The organism is Dyella sp. OK004 (assembly GCF_900114495.1).
Lineage (GTDB): Bacteria > Pseudomonadota > Gammaproteobacteria > Xanthomonadales > Rhodanobacteraceae > Dyella_D.
On record NZ_FOZI01000005.1, the window covers coordinates 22,087 to 37,774 of the forward strand.

A 15,688-nucleotide genomic window follows, 5' to 3' on the forward strand; every position below is an offset into this window, starting at 1 on the left:
CGATCCGCTGCCGGAGGTGCTTCATGCGTTGCTCGCGTGTGTATCTGGTTGTTGCGTTGAGTCTGTGTATACCCACCGGCTTGCTTGGTGCCGTGGAAGCGCGCACCTTCGATCCGGTGCAGGCCAAGCGCTGGTTCGATGAGGCGCATCAGCGATGCGCCGCTGATCACGGTGCACTCTGGGGCAAGAGCCTGTGCGGCCCGATGATGTTCGTCGAGCCGTCCACTCGCCGGCTGATCGCCAATCAGGCTGATGCGCAGGGGCTGCTGAAGCCGGAGCAGGGCGTGTTTACCGGGCGGCTGCCCGACAACGTGCCCTTTGCCAATTCCTCGGTGACCTGGGCTGGCGTGCATTGGGTGCAGTTGAACTGGCCGGTGCCGGACGACGCCGGTCAGCGCCGCGCGATGATGGCGCACGAATCTTTTCATCGTGTGCAGGACGAGTTGGGGTTGGCTCCGGCGCGCGAGGGCGGCAACGCGCAGCTGGATACCTTGCAAGGCCGCTATTGGATGCAATTGGAATGGCGTGCCTTGTCGGCGGCGCTGGCTGCGACGGATGACAAGACACGCCGCCAGCATGCGGAGGATGCGTTGTTGTTTCGTGCGGTGCGCTATCAGCATTTTGCCGGTGCCGCGCAAAGCGAGCGTGCGCTGGAGCGCAACGAGGGTCTGGCCGAATACACCGGCATAGCGGTGGGTGCAACGTCGCCGGCGGAACGCCTGGCGCTGACCCAGGATGATCTGGTTTCGCATGTGTCGTTGCCGAGCTTTGTGCGCTCCTTCGCTTATTCCACTGGCCCTGGATATGGCTTGCTGCTGGATCGCTATGTGCCGGACTGGCGAAAGCAGATACGTGCGCATGAGGTCGGGCTTTCCGAACTGCTTGCCGGCGCGCTTGGCTTCAAGGCCGGAGAAGCGACGGATGCGCAGGCGGAACAGCGTGCCGTTGCATACGACGGTGCTGCGTTGCTCGCGACGGAACAGGTGCGCGAACAGCATCGTCAGCAGCAGGTGGCGCAGTACAAGGCCACGCTCGTCGATGGCGCGTTGCTGGTGTTGCCGCTGCAGAAACCCCAGGTGATGTTCAATCCGAGCACGCTGGTGCCGCTTGGTGATGCTGGCACGGTGTATCCCACCATGCGGGTGCTGTCGGACTGGGGTTCGATCGAGGTGCGCGAGGGCGCGTTGCTGTCGTCCGACTGGAAGCGCTTGACCGTCGCGGCTCCCGGCAAGGGGGCGGCCAAACAGGGCACGATCGAAGCTGCCGGCTGGACATTGCATCTGGCGGAGGGCTGGCAGCTGGAGCAGGGCACACGGCCTGGCGATATGACGTTGCGCAATACCAACCAGGGCGCGCATTGAGCGCCCACTGAGGAAAGGCATGGCGATGCTGGAAGCATTGGGGTTTCTGATCGGCCAATGGCAGGGCGAGGAACAGATCGCAACCACGCGCTGGGGGCCGGGTGGGCTGGCGACGGCAACGGTCGATGCGCGTCTGGAACTGGGCGGCAAAGCGATCGTGCTCGACTACCGCGAAACCCGCGACGGGCAGCCAGCGCTACAGGCGCACGCTCTTATCGTGGCCGGGCCGGAGCATGATCAGTTTGGTCTGTACTGGTTCGACAGCTTTGGTTTCGTGCCTGCCGCGGCGGCGCCGGGGTATTGGGATGGGCAGCGCCTGGTGTTCCTGCGCAGTTCGCCGCGTGGGCAGACCCGGCACATTTATGTACCGGAAGGCGAGGGTGCGTATCGCCTCACGCTGGAAAGCTCGTTCGATGGCGGCGTGCATTGGGAGCCTGTGCTGACTGGAAGCTATCGCCGCGTGGCCTGACCTGGCGAACGGCAGTTGTCCGGTTTTGCGTTGTCTGTTGTGATGCGTGCCTTCCCCACCCCGGAGATGGCACGCATGGATCGCTTGGTTCTCTCTCGTCCGGTTGTTCGTTCTTCCGCCTTGTTGGCTGTATTGCTGGCTGGCGTGCTTCCGCTGTCTGCGCGTGCTGGTGTCTGCGAAGCGCCATGGATGCACGACGGCGGCGAAATCCGCCTGGCCGTGCCAGGTGCGGCGGGTATCCACGCCACCATCAGTGTGGCGCAGGTGAAGAAGGACGGCCCTGGCAGTTGCCATGCCGAAGTCACGACACTGGCATCGGCCAGCCGTATTGGCGTGCCGAACGAAACCCGCACCGCATACCGCGTCGAAGTGAAGGCGGATCGCGCCAAGGTGATCAAGCACGACGCGGCCGGTCAGCTCGCCGCGCGTGCAGGCAATGCCAGCGCAGCCGGCTCCATCAGTGCGAAGGGGTTGGAAACGCTTTCGTATACGGGCGTGATCACCGGCGAAGGTCAGCATCTGCCGGGCGAGAACTACGAGCTGAGCATGGATACACAGACGGCTGTCAGCAGCATGCCGGCGGGACAGGTGAAGATCCCGTCGGCCAAAGTGACGTCGAGCGAGAAAGTGGTCGGTGAGCGCACGGCGCTGGAGACGCGTATCGGCCGGCTGATGTGTTGGCCGGTACGTTACGAACGCATCACGCGCATGGGCTCCGTCACCGTGGCCGGCCACACCATGCTGCCGCCGGCAAGCACCGCGAAGATGACCGACTGGTATTGCCCGGATGTTGCGCTGGTGATGAAGCAGGAAACGCTACAGGGCGAGCAGGCGGGTGTGGTCGAGGTCGTCTCGGTCAAATAGCGCGATGCCCGTAGGAGCGCACCCTGTGCGCGACCGGACCGCTCCTTTCCCGAACACGATGAAAGCCCGGCCCTTGCGGGCCGGGTCGCCCCCAGAGCCTGCCCCGGACTTGATCCGGGGGTGGGCTCCTACACGAGTTGCAAATCCTTCGGCCGCGCGCCGGGGAACACCGCCTGCAACTGGCTGGTGGACAGTCCCAAGGTGCGGTTGAACAAACCGCCGAGCAGATCGCGGTAGTTGTTGAGCACCGGGTAATCGCGGTTCTGCAACAGGCTTTGTGCGTTCACCGCTACCTGTGAGCCGGCGATGCGACCGCCATTGATACGCCCGCCCATCACCCAGTACACCGTGCCGTGGCCGTGGTCGGTGCCCTTGTTGCCGTTTTCGCGGAAGGTGCGGCCGAATTCGGATACCACCACCACGATGGTGTTGTTCCATTCGTCGCCGAGTGCGTCGGCGTAAGCGGCGAGGCCCTGGCCGAGATTGGTGAGGTTGTTCGCCAGCGGGCCGGTGGTGCTGCCCTGGTTCACGTGCGTATCCCAGCCACCAACGTCGACAAAGCCGAGCCGGTATTGCTGGCGCATGAGCGTGGCGATGCGCTGGGTTTCTTCGGCGAAGTTCTTGGCCGAGGCCGCGCCGCGGTTGGCCTTCATCATCTCGTCCTGCAGATCCTTCGACACCTTCTGGCGCAGTTCCAGTCCGTCCGCCGCGGCGGCGGCGAGTGAGGTGCCCTTGTACATTTCGGCAAGGATGGATGACTGCCGGTCATCAAATGTCGGCTTCGCTACGCCGCGCAGAGAGATGTTGGGAATGTCTTTCTTGCCGCCCTGGAAACTCAGCGGCAGGGCATCGGTGAAGGCAATCGACGGCACGTCGGTGAGTGCGCCGGAGAGGCGCGCCATGAAGCCGGAGCGATAGTCGCTGCGCTGCTGGGTCGGTTGGCCGGACTCGATATTGTCCTGCGTCTCGAAGTGGCTGCGCGACATGTCGTCGGTGCCGGCAAACGGCACAAAGGCCACCTGCTTGCGCTGCCATAGCGGATAGATCGTGTCGCGAAGCACTGGGTTCAGGCCCCACTGGCTGTCCAGTGCGATCGCACTGTTCGCGTTGTTGGCGTCGGGACGCGCAATCGCCAGCGTAGGGCGCGACTCGTAATAGAAGTCGCTGCCATAAGGCACCAGCAGGTTGTTGCAGTCATAACCGCCGCGCAGAAACACCAGCAGAAAGCGCGGCATGCTGGCAGGTGCGGCGAACAGGCGGCCGGAGAACGAAAGGGAGGGGGCGGCGACGGCGGCAGTCGCCGCGGCGAGCAGGAATTGTCGGCGGTTCATAAGTGCCACCTCAGCGGTAATTGAAGTCGGGCGAAGAGAGCAGGAAGGTGTTCCATTCCTGTTGCGAGGCGGCCTTGCCCAGCGCATCGCGCGTCGCAGTGGAAAGGTGCGGATCGATCGCGTCGTAGTACAGCCGCGAGGTCAGCATCGGGAAACCGGGTGCCGTCGCGTTGCTACCCTCCGGCACAAACAGCCGGTTGTTGCCGGTGCCTATGGCGCGCGCGATCTCGAAACGTTTGGCCATCTGTCCGGAGCTTGCCCAGCCGCTGGCATCCAGCGGCCAGCCATCTGGTGTCAGGCGTCCGTAGATAGGTTCACCCAACTGGTTGAGCCAGTTGAGCATCGGGCGCGCGTTGACCACCGGCTTTCCGTCGTAGGCGAGACGCACCGAGGACACCACGAACTGGGTCGGATCCTTGAACTTCTTGCCCTGGCTGGCGGTGAGCTCTTTCGACTCCAGCATGGTGCGCAATACCTTGGCGATATCGCCGTCGGTGCGCTGGAAGGTTTTGGCCATTTTCGCCACCAGTGCTGGCGGCGGATCGTCGGCGACGAAGTAGCGGGCCAGCTTGGTCGAGATGAACTGCGCGCAGGCTGGCTGGCGGGTGATCAGATCAACCGCTTTCTCTACTTCATCAAAGCCGCTGCCCTTGATGTGCTGGCCCAGCAGCACCTTGTCGCCGAAGTCGTGGCGGGCCGGATTGAACTCGAACAGGCCATTGCGTACGTAGAGCGAGGCGAACTTGGGGTTGAGCTTCTGCGGGCGATCCTGCTTCGGCGCGATACCGACGCCGGTGAGGATCAGTGCCAGCTGCTGCACATCCTGCTGCGTGTAACCGGAGCCCACACCCAGTGTATGCAGCTCCATCAGCTCGCGCGCGTAGTTTTCGTTGACGTGGCCCTTGGCGTTCTGCGCGTTGTCGAGAAATTCGAGCATGGCCGGGCTTTCCAGCGTGGCCATCACCAGATCCTTGAATTTGCCCAGCGCATGCGGCCGGATGCTGCCCTCCGAGTACTCGCCGATCACCCAGCGCACGCGCCCTTTAGCGCCGTAGACGCTGAAGTGATTGAGCCAGAACCACACCATCTGTTCCTTCAGTTGGTTGGAGCCGTATACCGCACGTAACAGCTCGGTCTGCTGCGCCTGTAGCAACAGATCGTTGGCGTGTTGCTGCTGGGCTTTCCTGGCCGCGACTTTATCGTCGCCCTCGGGCATGTCCTTGATGCGCTGTTGCTCTTGTTGCAGCGACGCCAGCAGTTGATCGGGTGGTGTGCGCACCACTTCGTAGCCGCTGATCAGTTCGGCGATCTCGGGTGGCATGCGGTCGTCGCCTTTGTTGTCGAGTTGCTCGTCCAGATAGCGCGAGCGGCCGAGTTCGCGATAGCGGGCCACGCTGGCGCTGTCGAGGTCGAAGCCGTCGCGGCGCAGCCATGCGATGTCTTCGGCGCTGAGCGCGTCGGCGTTGCGGCTCATGGCGGCGGCGGGGCCGAGCAGCAGGGTCAAGGTGAGCAGGGGGAGCAGGCGGTGGGCGGCCCGGCGTAGCGGATGACTGTCGGTGGGTGACATACGTCTTGGCTTCCTTGGCTAAGGACGATGGTGGTGGCTTGGCATTTCAACGCAGGACGATGTCATGGGAGGACATGGGTGTTGTGTGGGGTGGGGCGCATTCGGGAGGGATTCATTCGGGGGAAGGGTTTGCTAAGGGTTCGTATGAATTTGCGTCAGGGTGTTTTGAAGATGAGGCTGAGTTCTGTGTGAGCTCGCGATGGCCCTTCTACTTTGTCATCCCTGCGTAGGCAGGGATCCAGTGGCGTTGCGCCCGATTGTCGCGTCTGCGTGCCCTGGCTCGCCTGCCGCGGGCTTCCGAACCGCTCGCGGTCCGGGTCACTTTCTCTTTGCTGGCCTAAAGAGAAAGTAACCAAAGAGAAATGGCCTGAAGAGCAGGCGGTGTGCTTTGTAGCTGCGCCCTTTCCAGCGTCAGGCGTTGGGATGGCCTTCTTCGGGGCTTGATTGCCCAGCGCTCACCGCTCACGCTCTCAGGCTCGCTTCGCATTGCCTAGTGCAGCACTTCTCCCTCTCCTGCTTGCGACGCGAAGCTAGTCCCGTGGGACAGGGGAGGGTTGGGGAGGGGTGTGGGTGCTCAAGACAGCTGCGCCATGGGTGAAGGTTTGATCGTCAGGCACTTCTAAAACTCCTCGACAAACTCCACCACCACATCCAGCAGCTGCGCTTCGAACTCGGCTACGTCGCGCACAGCATCGGCGTGTCGTGCGTCGGGGGCGCGGACTTCGACGCAGACCAGTTCGCCGCCTTCGTCGTCGACGAGTTCGCTGGAGCTGGAGTCGTCGCGCATGTTTTGCATGAGGTCGTCGACTTCTTCCACGTGCTCGATGCCGTCGATGCCATGGAGGGCGTTGATGAGGGTGTTGGCGTGGTCGCGGCTGCCGATCATGCGGATGCGGATCATGGGCATGGCGGGCTCCTGGACGGTGCGGATCCGCACGTTATGGTGAGCCCGTGCATGTAAGCGCAAGGTGATCCCGCGTCTCGGCTACCATGCGCCGTCTGCTGGAGAATCATGATGACCAAAGCCTACGACCGCGCCTATTTCGACAAGTGGTATCGCGATCCGCAACACGCGGTGGCTTCGCCGGCGGAGTTGCGGCGCAAGGTGGCGATGGTGGTGGCGCAGGCGGAGTACTACCTGGCGCGGCCGGTCCGCAATGTGCTGGATGTGGGTTGCGGCGAGGCGACTTGGCGGGCGCCGCTGCGTGCGCTGCGGCCGGATATTCACTACCGCGGCCTGGATGCGAGCGAGTACGTGGTGGCGCGTTACGGGCGCAGCCGCAACATCGGGCTGGCGCGTTTCGGTCAGCTGGCGGAGCTGCGTTTCGATCAGCGCTTCGACCTGATCGTCTGCACTGACGTGCTGCATTATCTCAAGCCGGCGGAAATCCGCGCGGGGCTGGTCGGTATCGGCGAGATGCTGGAAGGTATCGCCTTTCTGGAAGTGTTCACCAGCAAGGATGACGTGGCCGGCGATCACGATGGGTTTAACTCACGGGCGCCCAGCTGGTATCTGCGGGAGTTCGGCGAGGTGGGGCTGCTGCCCTGCGGTTCGCACTGTTATCTGGGGCCGCGGCTGGAGCGGCATATCGCGGCGCTGGAGCGGGCGCAGCTGCGCTGAGTTGTGGTGACGGTAGTGGAAAGCCAGCATCTTGGCGCGGATCTCCTTCGGCGCGAACGGGAGCTCGCAATCCGCACGTGCGTTGCCGAGTGCGGCGACCAGGATGAAACCGCCGAGCAGGTAGCGCGTCGATAGGTTCTGCATGGGCGACATGGTCGCCATGAACGGGGGCCATCACTATCCGTTTCTTGCTATGACACTGGTGGTGCATCGCAGCCGGCCAGATCGTCGGCCGGCTGCGATGCCGCAAGCTGTTATCGGGGCAGGTTGTCGAGATTCACATCCGGCGGGACGCCGTTGGCCGTGCGCGTAAATGTCTGGCCCGAGGATACCGACGGGGTGAAGAAGCCATCGTTGCGCAGATAGAACTGGTTGCCGATCACGCCGCCGGCGAAATCCAGGCGCTGCTTGTTGAGGCCGGTAGGATCGACGTCGTAGTAGGCGGAGGTGATTTCCACCCAGTCGCCGCCGGCGGGTTTGGCCCATTGGTTGCCGAAAGCGGCGCGGCGGCCGATGTAGCCACGATCCGGGTCGAAGGATTCGAGGAAGGAGTACATGCCACGCAGGTAGTGGGTGTCGCCCACGTACTTCCAGGTGGCGATCAGATGCCAGTCGCAGTTGCCGTGGCTGCTATGCGCGTTGCAGTTGCCGCGCGCACCGGCGCTGGCGAACCATGCGGTGAACAAGGTATTGCCGTTGCCATCGGGTTGCGCGCGGGTGAGGAAGCGATAGGTCTGGCCGGCGACCCAGTTGTAGAGCAGGTGGCTCTGGCCGCCGGTGCCTTCGCCGCCGAAGCCGTTGGTGATCACGCCCCGACCCTTGTTCACCAACGTGGTGCTGCCGGTGGGCGAATCCCACACAGAGAACAGGATGCGGCGCTCAGTCGCCGAGTTCACTTGCATGCCGAAGTAGCCCACGTTGAAGCCGTCGGCCATGTAATACGAGCCGATCGGATCCTGCCCTTCCGGCACGGTCACTTCGCTGTAGAAGTACTCCGTGTTCGTCGGCACCTTGTAGCCGAGATGCACCGAAGGGCCGCGCCGCGACCAGTAGAAATTGGCCGGATCATTGGCGTAGACCGTGCCGGCGGCGGTGGCGCTGCCGTCGATCTGCAGGTCGGTGATGTCACCGTAATAGCCGCCGTCGGTGCTGACGCCTTGCAGATCCACTCGCACGTAGCCGGGCTTGTCGATGGTGAAGCTGCCGGCGGAGAAGGGTGCGGGTGTCGTGCTGGAGAGACTGACCAGACGCGTTTGCCCGCCGATAGAAACTTTCACCGTGCTATGGCTGGCACCGCTGAGGCTGCCGGCCAGCGCGAGTTGTAGCTCGCCAGCCTGCTGCACGTCGAAGTAGACACTGACGACGGCTTTGTTGGAGTCCCAGTTATGCAGGCCGGTGTCGGTGATGGTTTCGTTCTTGGTGGGCGAGGCCTGGGTAATGAAGGCATTGCCGCCCAGCGGCACGGTACTCGATGCAGCCTGCGCCGCCGGTACGGCGCAGGACGTGACAAGCAAAAGCCCAAACAATCGGCACGCTAGATGTCGCATAACTCCTCCCAAGGTTGATGGACGCAGTGCATCGAAAGCCCGAGACGGAGCAGAAGCAGACAGACCGGCACGGGCGGAAAGCAGACAGGCCGATATCGCATGTCGAAAGCATGTGATAGCAAACGAAGAGTAATGAAAGAAATGTGGCGTGCATACACTTTCATTCGATACTTTCGCTGGGTGGGGAAAGCGAAAGCGGGGCCGTATCGAGCACCTACCTTCCACCTCAACCTTTCCTGCGTTCCCGATCGCTCTGCGTGCGTGGATCGCGCACAGGGTGCGCTCCTACATGCGTTCCGTAGCAGCACTGTCTCGAGCACCCACCCCTCACCCCAACCCTCTCCCCGGAGGGGAGAGGGAGATGTGGCGCCTCGACGGGAAATGACGATCAGACCTCGAAGAGAACCATCCCAACGCCTGACACTGGAAATGGCGCAGCTACAAAGCCCGCGGCAGGCGAGCCAGGGCACGCAGACGCGACAATCGGAGCGCACCACTCTGGATCCCTGCCTGCGCAGGGATGACGAGTAGGAAGGTGTGCGCAAGTTTGCTCCGTCGGAGCAGTAATGCGGGGCGACGTTCTTCGCAGTACGCGCTAATCCCGCCAACGCAGGGATGACCAACAAAAGCTACGCAAAGCAAACCACTCAAACCAGCGTAACTTCCACACCAGCCCCGCGCAGCGACTCAACAACCTTCGCCTCAGCACTGGTATCAGTAATAACGCGATGCAAATGCTGCACCGGAGTAATCACAGACAAACTCCGCTGCCCCAACTTGCTCGCATCAAACACCGCAATAGTCTCCCGCGAGACACGAATCATCAGCGCATTGAGCGAGGCCTCAAGCGGATCGGGCGTGGTCACACCCACCACGGGATCAAGACCATCCACACCAAGAAAAAGTTTGTCCGCGGAAAGCTTCGACAACGCCTGCTCCGCATCCGGCCCGACCAGCGAGTACGAGGTATCGCGCAACAGGCCGCCGAGCATCATCACGCGGATGTGCGGCAAGCCCGACAGCTCCAACGCGATATTGAGCGCATTGGTGATGACGGTGAGCGACTCGAACTTCATCTGGCGGATCTGCCGCGCGATCTCCACGGTGGTGGAGCCAGAGTCGAGGATGATCGTTTCGCCATCGTTGATCAGTCGCGCGGCGGCTTGGCCGACGCGCAGCTTCTGCGCGTGGTAGCGCGTCTCTTTGATGTTCAGCGGCGTGTCGTGCGTACTCGGCGCGGGAGCCGGCAGGGCGCCGCCGTGCGAGCGCGCGATGGCCGAGTTGCGCGCGAGTGCTTCCAGATCGTTGCGGATGGTGACGGCGGACGTGCGAAAGCGACTGGCCAGCTCCTCTACCGTGGCGCGGCCCTGATCCTCGACGTACTCGACGATCAGGCGCCGGCGTTCCTCCACCAGCAGGCGACGCGAAGGGGCGGAGGCTTGGTCTTCACTCATGCAGGGAGGCTCGGCAGGCGCAAAAGTCGGGCAGCGTTGTCATGGTATACCTTGCGCAGGATAGCGTCAGGCAGGTCCAGCCCATAGATCGACCAGCGCCCCTGCGGTGGCGTTTCGGCCGGCGCGTAATCGAAGTACTCGTCGTCAGTTTCCAGAAAGCGGTAGTAGATCTCGTACAGCGCGTCGCCGAACAGTTGCTGCGGTACGTCGTCGCCGTAGGGCGATGGCACCGCGTCGGTGCCGAACAGGATGCGGTCCTGATAGCGCTCGAAGAAACGTCGCGCCGTGCGCGGCTGGCGGCCGAGTTCGCCGATGCGGGCGCTGATGTCCACCACCGTGTTGGGGTAGCGATCCAGGCAGGCGGACACCGCCTCCAGATTCTCCGCGCCGTTGCCTACATGCATCAGCGCGAAGGTGGTGCGCGGATGGCGCGCGATCATGCGGTCGCGTGCGGCAAGGATCTCGGCGTTGCTGGGAAATTCGGGGCCGTAGAACGACCAGTCCGGATGACGGCTGAGTTCTTCGTAGCGTTCGTTGCCGGGGTCGGTGGGCAGGAAGAATGCCTCCGGGTCCGACACGTGCAGGAACACGGGCATGCCGTAGGCCGCGCAGGCTTCCCACATCGGATCGAAGCGGCGGTCGTCCACCGCCACCAGCGGACCACTGTCGATGTGCTCACGCAGATAGAGACCAAGCGTTTTCAGCAACTTCAAGCCGCGCGCACCGATGCGGTGCGCATGCTCGATCGCATCGCCTTGCAACTGCGCGTAATCCGGCCGATCGAACCATTCGAAGGAAGGCTCTGTAAGGGTGAGGAAGCGTCCTGGTGCGGCCTGGTCAAACAGGCGGATGGCTTGTTCCAGTCCCTTGCCGGTGCCGCCGGTGAGGTTGACCAGCGTGCGGATACCCTTGCGGTCCATCACCGGCAACAGATCTTCGGGCTGTGCGAATACGGTGATCTCTTCGCCCACCGACACGCCGTTGCGCACGTTGGCGGTCCAGGTGAGATGCGCATGCATGTCGATCACCGGGAAGCGCGGGCGCTCCACCCGCGTCTGCTTCACGTGCAGCATGCTGCGCGGCTTGAAGTCGCATAGGCGCAGCGCGCTCTTGCTCGCATCGGGTGCGGTCTTGAGCTGGTTCTTGCTGCCTTCGACGCGCACAGTGCCGACGCCGGTGGGCGGTGCGCAGCAGAAGCAGGAGGGGGCTTGGCTCATTATTGAAGACGTCTCGATGTCTGCTCTTACTTCCTCTCCCCTCCGGGGAGAGGATTGAGGTGAGGGGCGGGTGCTTGCGATGGCGTTGGTTCTAAAGCGCTCTAAAAGCAAGCGTTATTCCGAGCACCCACCCCTCGCCCCAGCCCTCTCCCCGGAGGGGAGAGGGCGTTAAAGGCGTTAGCGCGGGTACTTCGCCATGATCTTGTGCACTTCCTTGACCAGCGCCACAGCCTGGTCCAGCGGGCGCAGCCACATGTTGCGGCCGAACATCACGCCCTGCGCGCCGGAGGCCATGTAGAACTCGACCTTGCGCAGCACCGCCGCGTCGTCGTCGTTCTTTTCGCCGCCGGAGAACAGCACCATGGTGCGGCCGGCCGAGCGCACTACACGCTGGCTGCGCGTGCTGGCGTCTTCATCCAGCTTGTCGTACGGGGCAGGTGCGTTGGTGCGGTTGTCATTGGGCTCGTGCAGCTTGACGATGTCGGCGCCCAGCTCCACCGCGACACGTGCGGCGTAGTCCTGCGCGAACAGGCTGTTCTTGCCGCCCTTGGCTTCGACGGCCTCGCCACGCGGATACGACCACACCACCAGCGGCATGCCGTAGCGCTCGCAATCCTGGCGCACTTTTTCAAACTGGCGGAACTCGTCGTGCTGGCGCGGCGAACCCACATACATGGTGTAGCCGACCGCGTCGGCACCGAGACGCACGGCGTCTTCCACCGAAGCGAACAGCGGCGAAGTGGCCTCCGCATCGCTGGGGATGTTGGTCTTGCCGTTGAGCTTGAGGATCAGCGGAATGCGGCCGGCGTAATCGCCCATGTACTTCTCGGCCAGACCCACGCCCAGCGCGATCGCGGAGAAGTTGCCTTCCACCGCCAGGCGGAACTGGTACTCCGGATCGATCGCCGGCGGGTTGGGGAAGAAATCGGTGGGGCCGTGTTCCAGGCCCTGGTCCAGCGGCAGCACCAGCAGGCTGCCATTACGCGGGCCGTGACCATAGAGAAGGCGCCACAGACGTGCGCGCTTGCCGTGCGAAAGCGACAATTTCGAAAACTTTTCGGAAGCTTTCGAAAGGGCTTGTAAGCTCTGATTCATTTCGAATACCCTGAATTCCGTGACAGAACGGTTTCACATTCGAGCGAATCGGGCAAAATGTCAATACTTGATAAGAAAACGAAAGCAAATGATGCCCTCGTGGAACTGCGTGCGCGCCCCCTGGCGGAGCAGCAGGCGGCGGGCTACGCCGATACTTTGCGCGAGATTCTTCAGCAGCCGGCGACCTGGCGCGGCACCGCCGCCTTGTTGCGCGAGCCGGCGGTGCGCGAATGCATCGCGCGGGCACTGACGCCGCGGCCCGCTTCCATCGTGCTGACCGGTTCCGGCAGCTCCATGTATATCGGCGAATGTCTGGCGCCCACGCTGCAGGCTGGGCTCGGCATTTCTACGCAGGCGATCGCCGCTGGCACCTTGCTCACGCATTGGCGCAGCGTGCTGCCGCCGGGGCCGGGCTTGCTGATTTCGCTGGCGCGCTCGGGCGACAGCCCGGAGAGCGGCGGTGTGGTGGATCGCCTGTTGGCCGACAAGCCGGACTGGCGCCATCTGGTCATCACCTGTAACGCCAACGGCAAACTCGCCACGCGCTACAACGACGACCCGCGCGTCAGCGTGGTGGTGCTGGACGAGCGCACCAACGACCGCAGCCTGGTGATGACCAGTAGCTTTACCAATTTGCTGCTGGCCGGCAGCGGCCTGTTGCTCGGCACGCAGGATGAACTCTCCGAAGCTGCGGTGTCGCGCCTGGCGTCGACGGTGGAGCAGGTGTTCGCGCAGCAGGCCGACGCGCTGGCGCAACTCGCGTCGCGCGATGTCGAAGCAGCGGTGTATCTCGGCAGCGGCGGCGCCATCGGCGCGGCGCGCGAGGTGGCGTTGAAGATGCTGGAGATGACCGGCGGCAAGGTCATCACCATGGCTGAAACTTTCCTCGGCCTGCGGCACGGGCCGATGTCGAGCATCCGTCCGTCCACCTTGATCGTGGCGCTGCTGTCGCCCGATCCGGCGGTGCGTGGTTACGAACTCGATCTGCTGCGCGAGTTGTCGCGCAAGCAACTGGGCATGGCGAAGTTGCTGGTGGGCGAGAACCTGCCCGCCGAGGTGATCGCGCCGGGCGATGTGGCGATCGATCTGCATGGCCTTGGCCATGACGGCGAACTGCCGTCGCATCTGGCTGGCGTGGTCGTGGGGCAATTGCTGGCGATGTTCCGCTGTCTGCAGCTGGGCGACCGCCCGGACACGCCCTCGCAGGGCGTGCTCACTCGCGTAGTGCAGGACTTCACCCTGCACGGGGCGGACGCGTGACAGCCGCTGGCCCCGTGAAGCGCGCGCTGGTAGTGGGCGAGATCAATGTCGATCTCGTGCTCAAGGGCCTGCACGCCGCACCGGCGCCAGGCCAGGAAGTGCTGGCCGACGATTTCCTGATGACGCCGGGCAGCTCTTCGATGATCTGTGCGATGGGGCTGGCGCGGCTGGGTAATCCGGTGGCATTCCACGGCAAGCTCGGCCTCGATACCTGGGGCGAATACTGCCTCGGTGCCTTGCGCGACGCGGGCATCGACGTGGCGTCGCTGCGGCCCGATCCCGCATTGCGTACCGGCGTCACGGTGTCGCTTTCCACGCCGAGCGACCGCTCGCTGGTGACCTTTGCCGGCGCTATCGCGTCGATGCATGCGGATGAGGTGAGCGCCGGGCTGCTGGCGAAAGCCGATCACCTGCACGTGTCTTCTTACTACCTGCAGAAGGCGCTGCGCCCCGGTTGCCGCGAGTTGTTTGCGCGCGCGCATGCGGCGGGGCTCAGCACCTCACTTGATCCAGGTTTCGATCCGGCGCGGCAGTGGGGCTCCGATCTGAGCGAGACCCTGCATGAAGTCGATCTGTTCCTGCCCAACGAGGAGGAACTGAAAGCGATCACCGGGTACCACGATGTGCGCGATGCGCTGACCGCGCTCGATAACGGGCGCACACGTACGGTGGTCAAGCGCGGCCGCTTTGGCTGCGCCACCTTGCATGAAGGCGAGCTGCTCGAAGTCCCTGCCTATGTGGTCGATGCCGTGGACAGCACCGGTGCGGGCGACTCGTTCGATGCCGGCTTCCTGCACGCCTGGCTGCGCCAGTGGCCGCTGCGCAATTGCATGCGCTGGGGCAGTGCATGCGGCAGCCTGTCTACGCGCGGCATTGGCGGTACTACGCGGCAGGCCAATGCGGAAGAGGCGAATGCGCTGGTGGCGAACGCGCCATGATCACGGTCGGTGGATTCAATACGGCGATCGACCGGCTGATCAAGGTCGACGCCTTGCGTTGCGGCGAGATCAATCGCGCGCTGGACGAGCAGGTCTATCCCGGCGGAAAAGGGCTACACGTCGCGCAGACCATCGCCGCGCTGGGCGAGCGAGTGCAGCTGGTGGGCCTGGTCGACGCGGCGCACCGCAATCTGATCGCGAAGCATCTGAGCAAGCGCGGCACCTTGTTCCATGGTGTCGAGATCGCGGCCAGCATCCGCACCTGCCTGGCCGTGCAGGATGCATCCGGCAAGATCACCGAAGTACTCGGCCAGGGGCCGCAGCTCAGCGCGGCGCAACGCGACGATCTGCTGCTGACCTTCCGGCGCTGCATCGATGAAAGCGATCTGCTGATTCTTTCCGGCAGCCTGCCGCGCGGCATGGCGGAGACCACCTATGCCGAGCTGGCCACGCAGGTGCATGCCATGGGCAAGCGCTGCATGGTCGATGCGAGCGGCGCGGTGATGCGGCATGCGTGGCAGGCGCAGCCGTTCCTGGTCAAGCCGAATCGCGACGAGATCACCGAGTTGCTGGGGCATCCCGTCGAGGATCTCGCGGCGGCCGCCGATGCCGCGCTCGAACTGTATTCGCGCGGCGTAGCGATGCCGGTGGTGAGCATGGGGGCGATGGGCGCTGTCGCCGTCGACGCCAGCGGTGTCTGGCACGCCTCGATTGTATTGACGGAGATCCGCAACACGGTCGGCTCAGGCGATTGCCTGCTGGCCGGTATGGCGGTGGGCGTCGTGCGCGGGATGTCGCTGGAACAGACGTTGCGCCTGGGCGTGGCCTGCGGCGCCGCCAATGCGGCTGCCGAGGAGACCGGCTACGTCGAGCGAAAGATGGTGGAGCGCCTGCTTCCACAGGTGCGCTTGCAGCGCCTGGCGGATGCGGTGAAACGGAGTTGGACGGAACTGAGTTGAGCAGG

14 protein-coding genes are annotated in these 15,688 nt (G+C 63.8%); 7 read left to right on the forward strand and 7 right to left on the reverse strand.

The window, feature by feature from the left end; genetic code table 11:
* The first annotated feature begins 23 nt into the window (after nucleotides 1–23).
* From BM338_RS18470 to BM338_RS18480, 3 genes are all read left to right on the forward strand, one after another.
* A complete protein-coding gene (locus tag BM338_RS18470) occupies nucleotides 24–1,361 on the forward strand; it encodes a hypothetical protein (protein ID WP_255367369.1) in 1,338 nt (445 codons plus the stop codon).
* A gap of 19 nt (nucleotides 1,362–1,380) precedes the next feature.
* Nucleotides 1,381–1,830, forward strand: coding sequence for a DUF1579 domain-containing protein (locus BM338_RS18475; protein ID WP_255367370.1), 450 nt, complete (start codon nucleotides 1,381–1,383; stop codon nucleotides 1,828–1,830).
* A gap of 75 nt (nucleotides 1,831–1,905) precedes the next feature.
* Entirely contained in the window at nucleotides 1,906–2,694 is a 789-nt protein-coding gene (locus BM338_RS18480) for a hypothetical protein (protein WP_090453588.1), read from the forward strand.
* A gap of 128 nt (nucleotides 2,695–2,822) precedes the next feature.
* Here the strand turns inward: BM338_RS18480 and BM338_RS18485 are convergent, their stop codons facing one another.
* The 3 genes from BM338_RS18485 to BM338_RS18495 all read right to left on the reverse strand — a co-directional run bounded on the left by BM338_RS18485 (nucleotide 2,823) and on the right by BM338_RS18495 (nucleotide 6,499).
* The gene (locus BM338_RS18485) at nucleotides 2,823–4,025 is read right to left on the reverse strand and encodes a DUF1501 domain-containing protein (RefSeq protein ID WP_090453590.1); all 1,203 of its coding nucleotides are present in this window, start codon (nucleotides 4,023–4,025) and stop codon (nucleotides 2,823–2,825) included.
* 10 nt (nucleotides 4,026–4,035) lie between these two features.
* Nucleotides 4,036–5,592 carry a DUF1800 domain-containing protein gene (locus BM338_RS18490; protein ID WP_090453592.1) on the reverse strand — a complete coding sequence of 519 codons (1,557 nt, stop codon included), beginning with the start codon at nucleotides 5,590–5,592 and terminating at the stop codon, nucleotides 4,036–4,038.
* A gap of 619 nt (nucleotides 5,593–6,211) precedes the next feature.
* Nucleotides 6,212–6,499, reverse strand: coding sequence for a hypothetical protein (locus BM338_RS18495; RefSeq protein WP_090453594.1), 288 nt, complete (start codon nucleotides 6,497–6,499; stop codon nucleotides 6,212–6,214).
* Between the two features lie 108 nt (nucleotides 6,500–6,607).
* Between BM338_RS18495 and BM338_RS18500 the strand changes: the two genes are divergently transcribed.
* The gene (locus BM338_RS18500; RefSeq protein WP_090453596.1) at nucleotides 6,608–7,213 is read left to right on the forward strand and encodes a class I SAM-dependent DNA methyltransferase; all 606 of its coding nucleotides are present in this window, start codon (nucleotides 6,608–6,610) and stop codon (nucleotides 7,211–7,213) included.
* Between the two features lie 254 nt (nucleotides 7,214–7,467).
* Here BM338_RS18500 and BM338_RS18505 read toward each other — a convergent pair whose 3' ends face one another.
* From BM338_RS18505 to BM338_RS18520, 4 genes are all read right to left on the reverse strand, one after another.
* Complete coding sequence (locus BM338_RS18505) at nucleotides 7,468–8,727, reverse strand: DUF3472 domain-containing protein (protein ID WP_218156389.1); 1,260 nt, start codon at nucleotides 8,725–8,727, stop codon at nucleotides 7,468–7,470.
* Between the two features lie 680 nt (nucleotides 8,728–9,407).
* Nucleotides 9,408–10,214, reverse strand: coding sequence for a DeoR/GlpR family DNA-binding transcription regulator (locus BM338_RS18510; protein ID WP_090453602.1), 807 nt, complete (start codon nucleotides 10,212–10,214; stop codon nucleotides 9,408–9,410).
* Nucleotides 10,211–11,431, reverse strand: coding sequence for an amidohydrolase family protein (locus BM338_RS18515; protein ID WP_090453604.1), 1,221 nt, complete (start codon nucleotides 11,429–11,431; stop codon nucleotides 10,211–10,213). The genes BM338_RS18510 and BM338_RS18515 overlap by 4 nt, the downstream gene beginning before the upstream one ends.
* A gap of 177 nt (nucleotides 11,432–11,608) precedes the next feature.
* Complete coding sequence (locus BM338_RS18520; RefSeq protein WP_255367371.1) at nucleotides 11,609–12,475, reverse strand: class I fructose-bisphosphate aldolase; 867 nt, start codon at nucleotides 12,473–12,475, stop codon at nucleotides 11,609–11,611.
* 150 nt (nucleotides 12,476–12,625) lie between these two features.
* Here BM338_RS18520 and BM338_RS18525 point away from each other — a divergent pair, with 150 nt between their 5' ends.
* Genes BM338_RS18525 through BM338_RS18535 form a run of 3 tightly spaced genes read left to right on the forward strand, consistent with a single transcriptional unit; the run spans nucleotide 12,626 to nucleotide 15,683 of the window.
* A complete protein-coding gene (locus BM338_RS18525) occupies nucleotides 12,626–13,786 on the forward strand; it encodes an SIS domain-containing protein (protein WP_255367372.1) in 1,161 nt (386 codons plus the stop codon).
* The gene (locus BM338_RS18530; RefSeq protein ID WP_255367373.1) at nucleotides 13,783–14,724 is read left to right on the forward strand and encodes a carbohydrate kinase family protein; all 942 of its coding nucleotides are present in this window, start codon (nucleotides 13,783–13,785) and stop codon (nucleotides 14,722–14,724) included. Before BM338_RS18525 ends, BM338_RS18530 begins: the two co-directional genes overlap by 4 nt.
* A complete protein-coding gene (locus BM338_RS18535) occupies nucleotides 14,721–15,683 on the forward strand; it encodes a 1-phosphofructokinase family hexose kinase (RefSeq protein WP_090453609.1) in 963 nt (320 codons plus the stop codon). Before BM338_RS18530 ends, BM338_RS18535 begins: the two co-directional genes overlap by 4 nt.
* The last annotated feature ends 5 nt before the right edge of the window (nucleotides 15,684–15,688 follow it).

What these genes read in the sequence shown, in the direction of transcription:
- BM338_RS18485 (WP_090453590.1), bottom strand. Translation starts at nt 4,025, where the DNA reads ATGAACCGCCGACAATTCCTGCTCGCCGCGGCGACTGCCGCCGTCGCC.
- BM338_RS18500 (WP_090453596.1), top strand. Translation starts at nt 6,608, where the DNA reads ATGACCAAAGCCTACGACCGCGCCTATTTCGACAAGTGGTATCGCGAT.
- BM338_RS18515 (WP_090453604.1), bottom strand. Translation starts at nt 11,431, where the DNA reads ATGAGCCAAGCCCCCTCCTGCTTCTGCTGCGCACCGCCCACCGGCGTC.
- BM338_RS18475 (WP_255367370.1), top strand. Translation starts at nt 1,381, where the DNA reads ATGGCGATGCTGGAAGCATTGGGGTTTCTGATCGGCCAATGGCAGGGC.
- BM338_RS18495 (WP_090453594.1), bottom strand. Translation starts at nt 6,499, where the DNA reads ATGCCCATGATCCGCATCCGCATGATCGGCAGCCGCGACCACGCCAAC.
- BM338_RS18470 (WP_255367369.1), top strand. Translation starts at nt 24, where the DNA reads ATGCGTTGCTCGCGTGTGTATCTGGTTGTTGCGTTGAGTCTGTGTATA.
- BM338_RS18510 (WP_090453602.1), bottom strand. Translation starts at nt 10,214, where the DNA reads ATGAGTGAAGACCAAGCCTCCGCCCCTTCGCGTCGCCTGCTGGTGGAG.
- BM338_RS18535 (WP_090453609.1), top strand. Translation starts at nt 14,721, where the DNA reads ATGATCACGGTCGGTGGATTCAATACGGCGATCGACCGGCTGATCAAG.
- BM338_RS18480 (WP_090453588.1), top strand. Translation starts at nt 1,906, where the DNA reads ATGGATCGCTTGGTTCTCTCTCGTCCGGTTGTTCGTTCTTCCGCCTTG.
- BM338_RS18490 (WP_090453592.1), bottom strand. Translation starts at nt 5,592, where the DNA reads ATGTCACCCACCGACAGTCATCCGCTACGCCGGGCCGCCCACCGCCTG.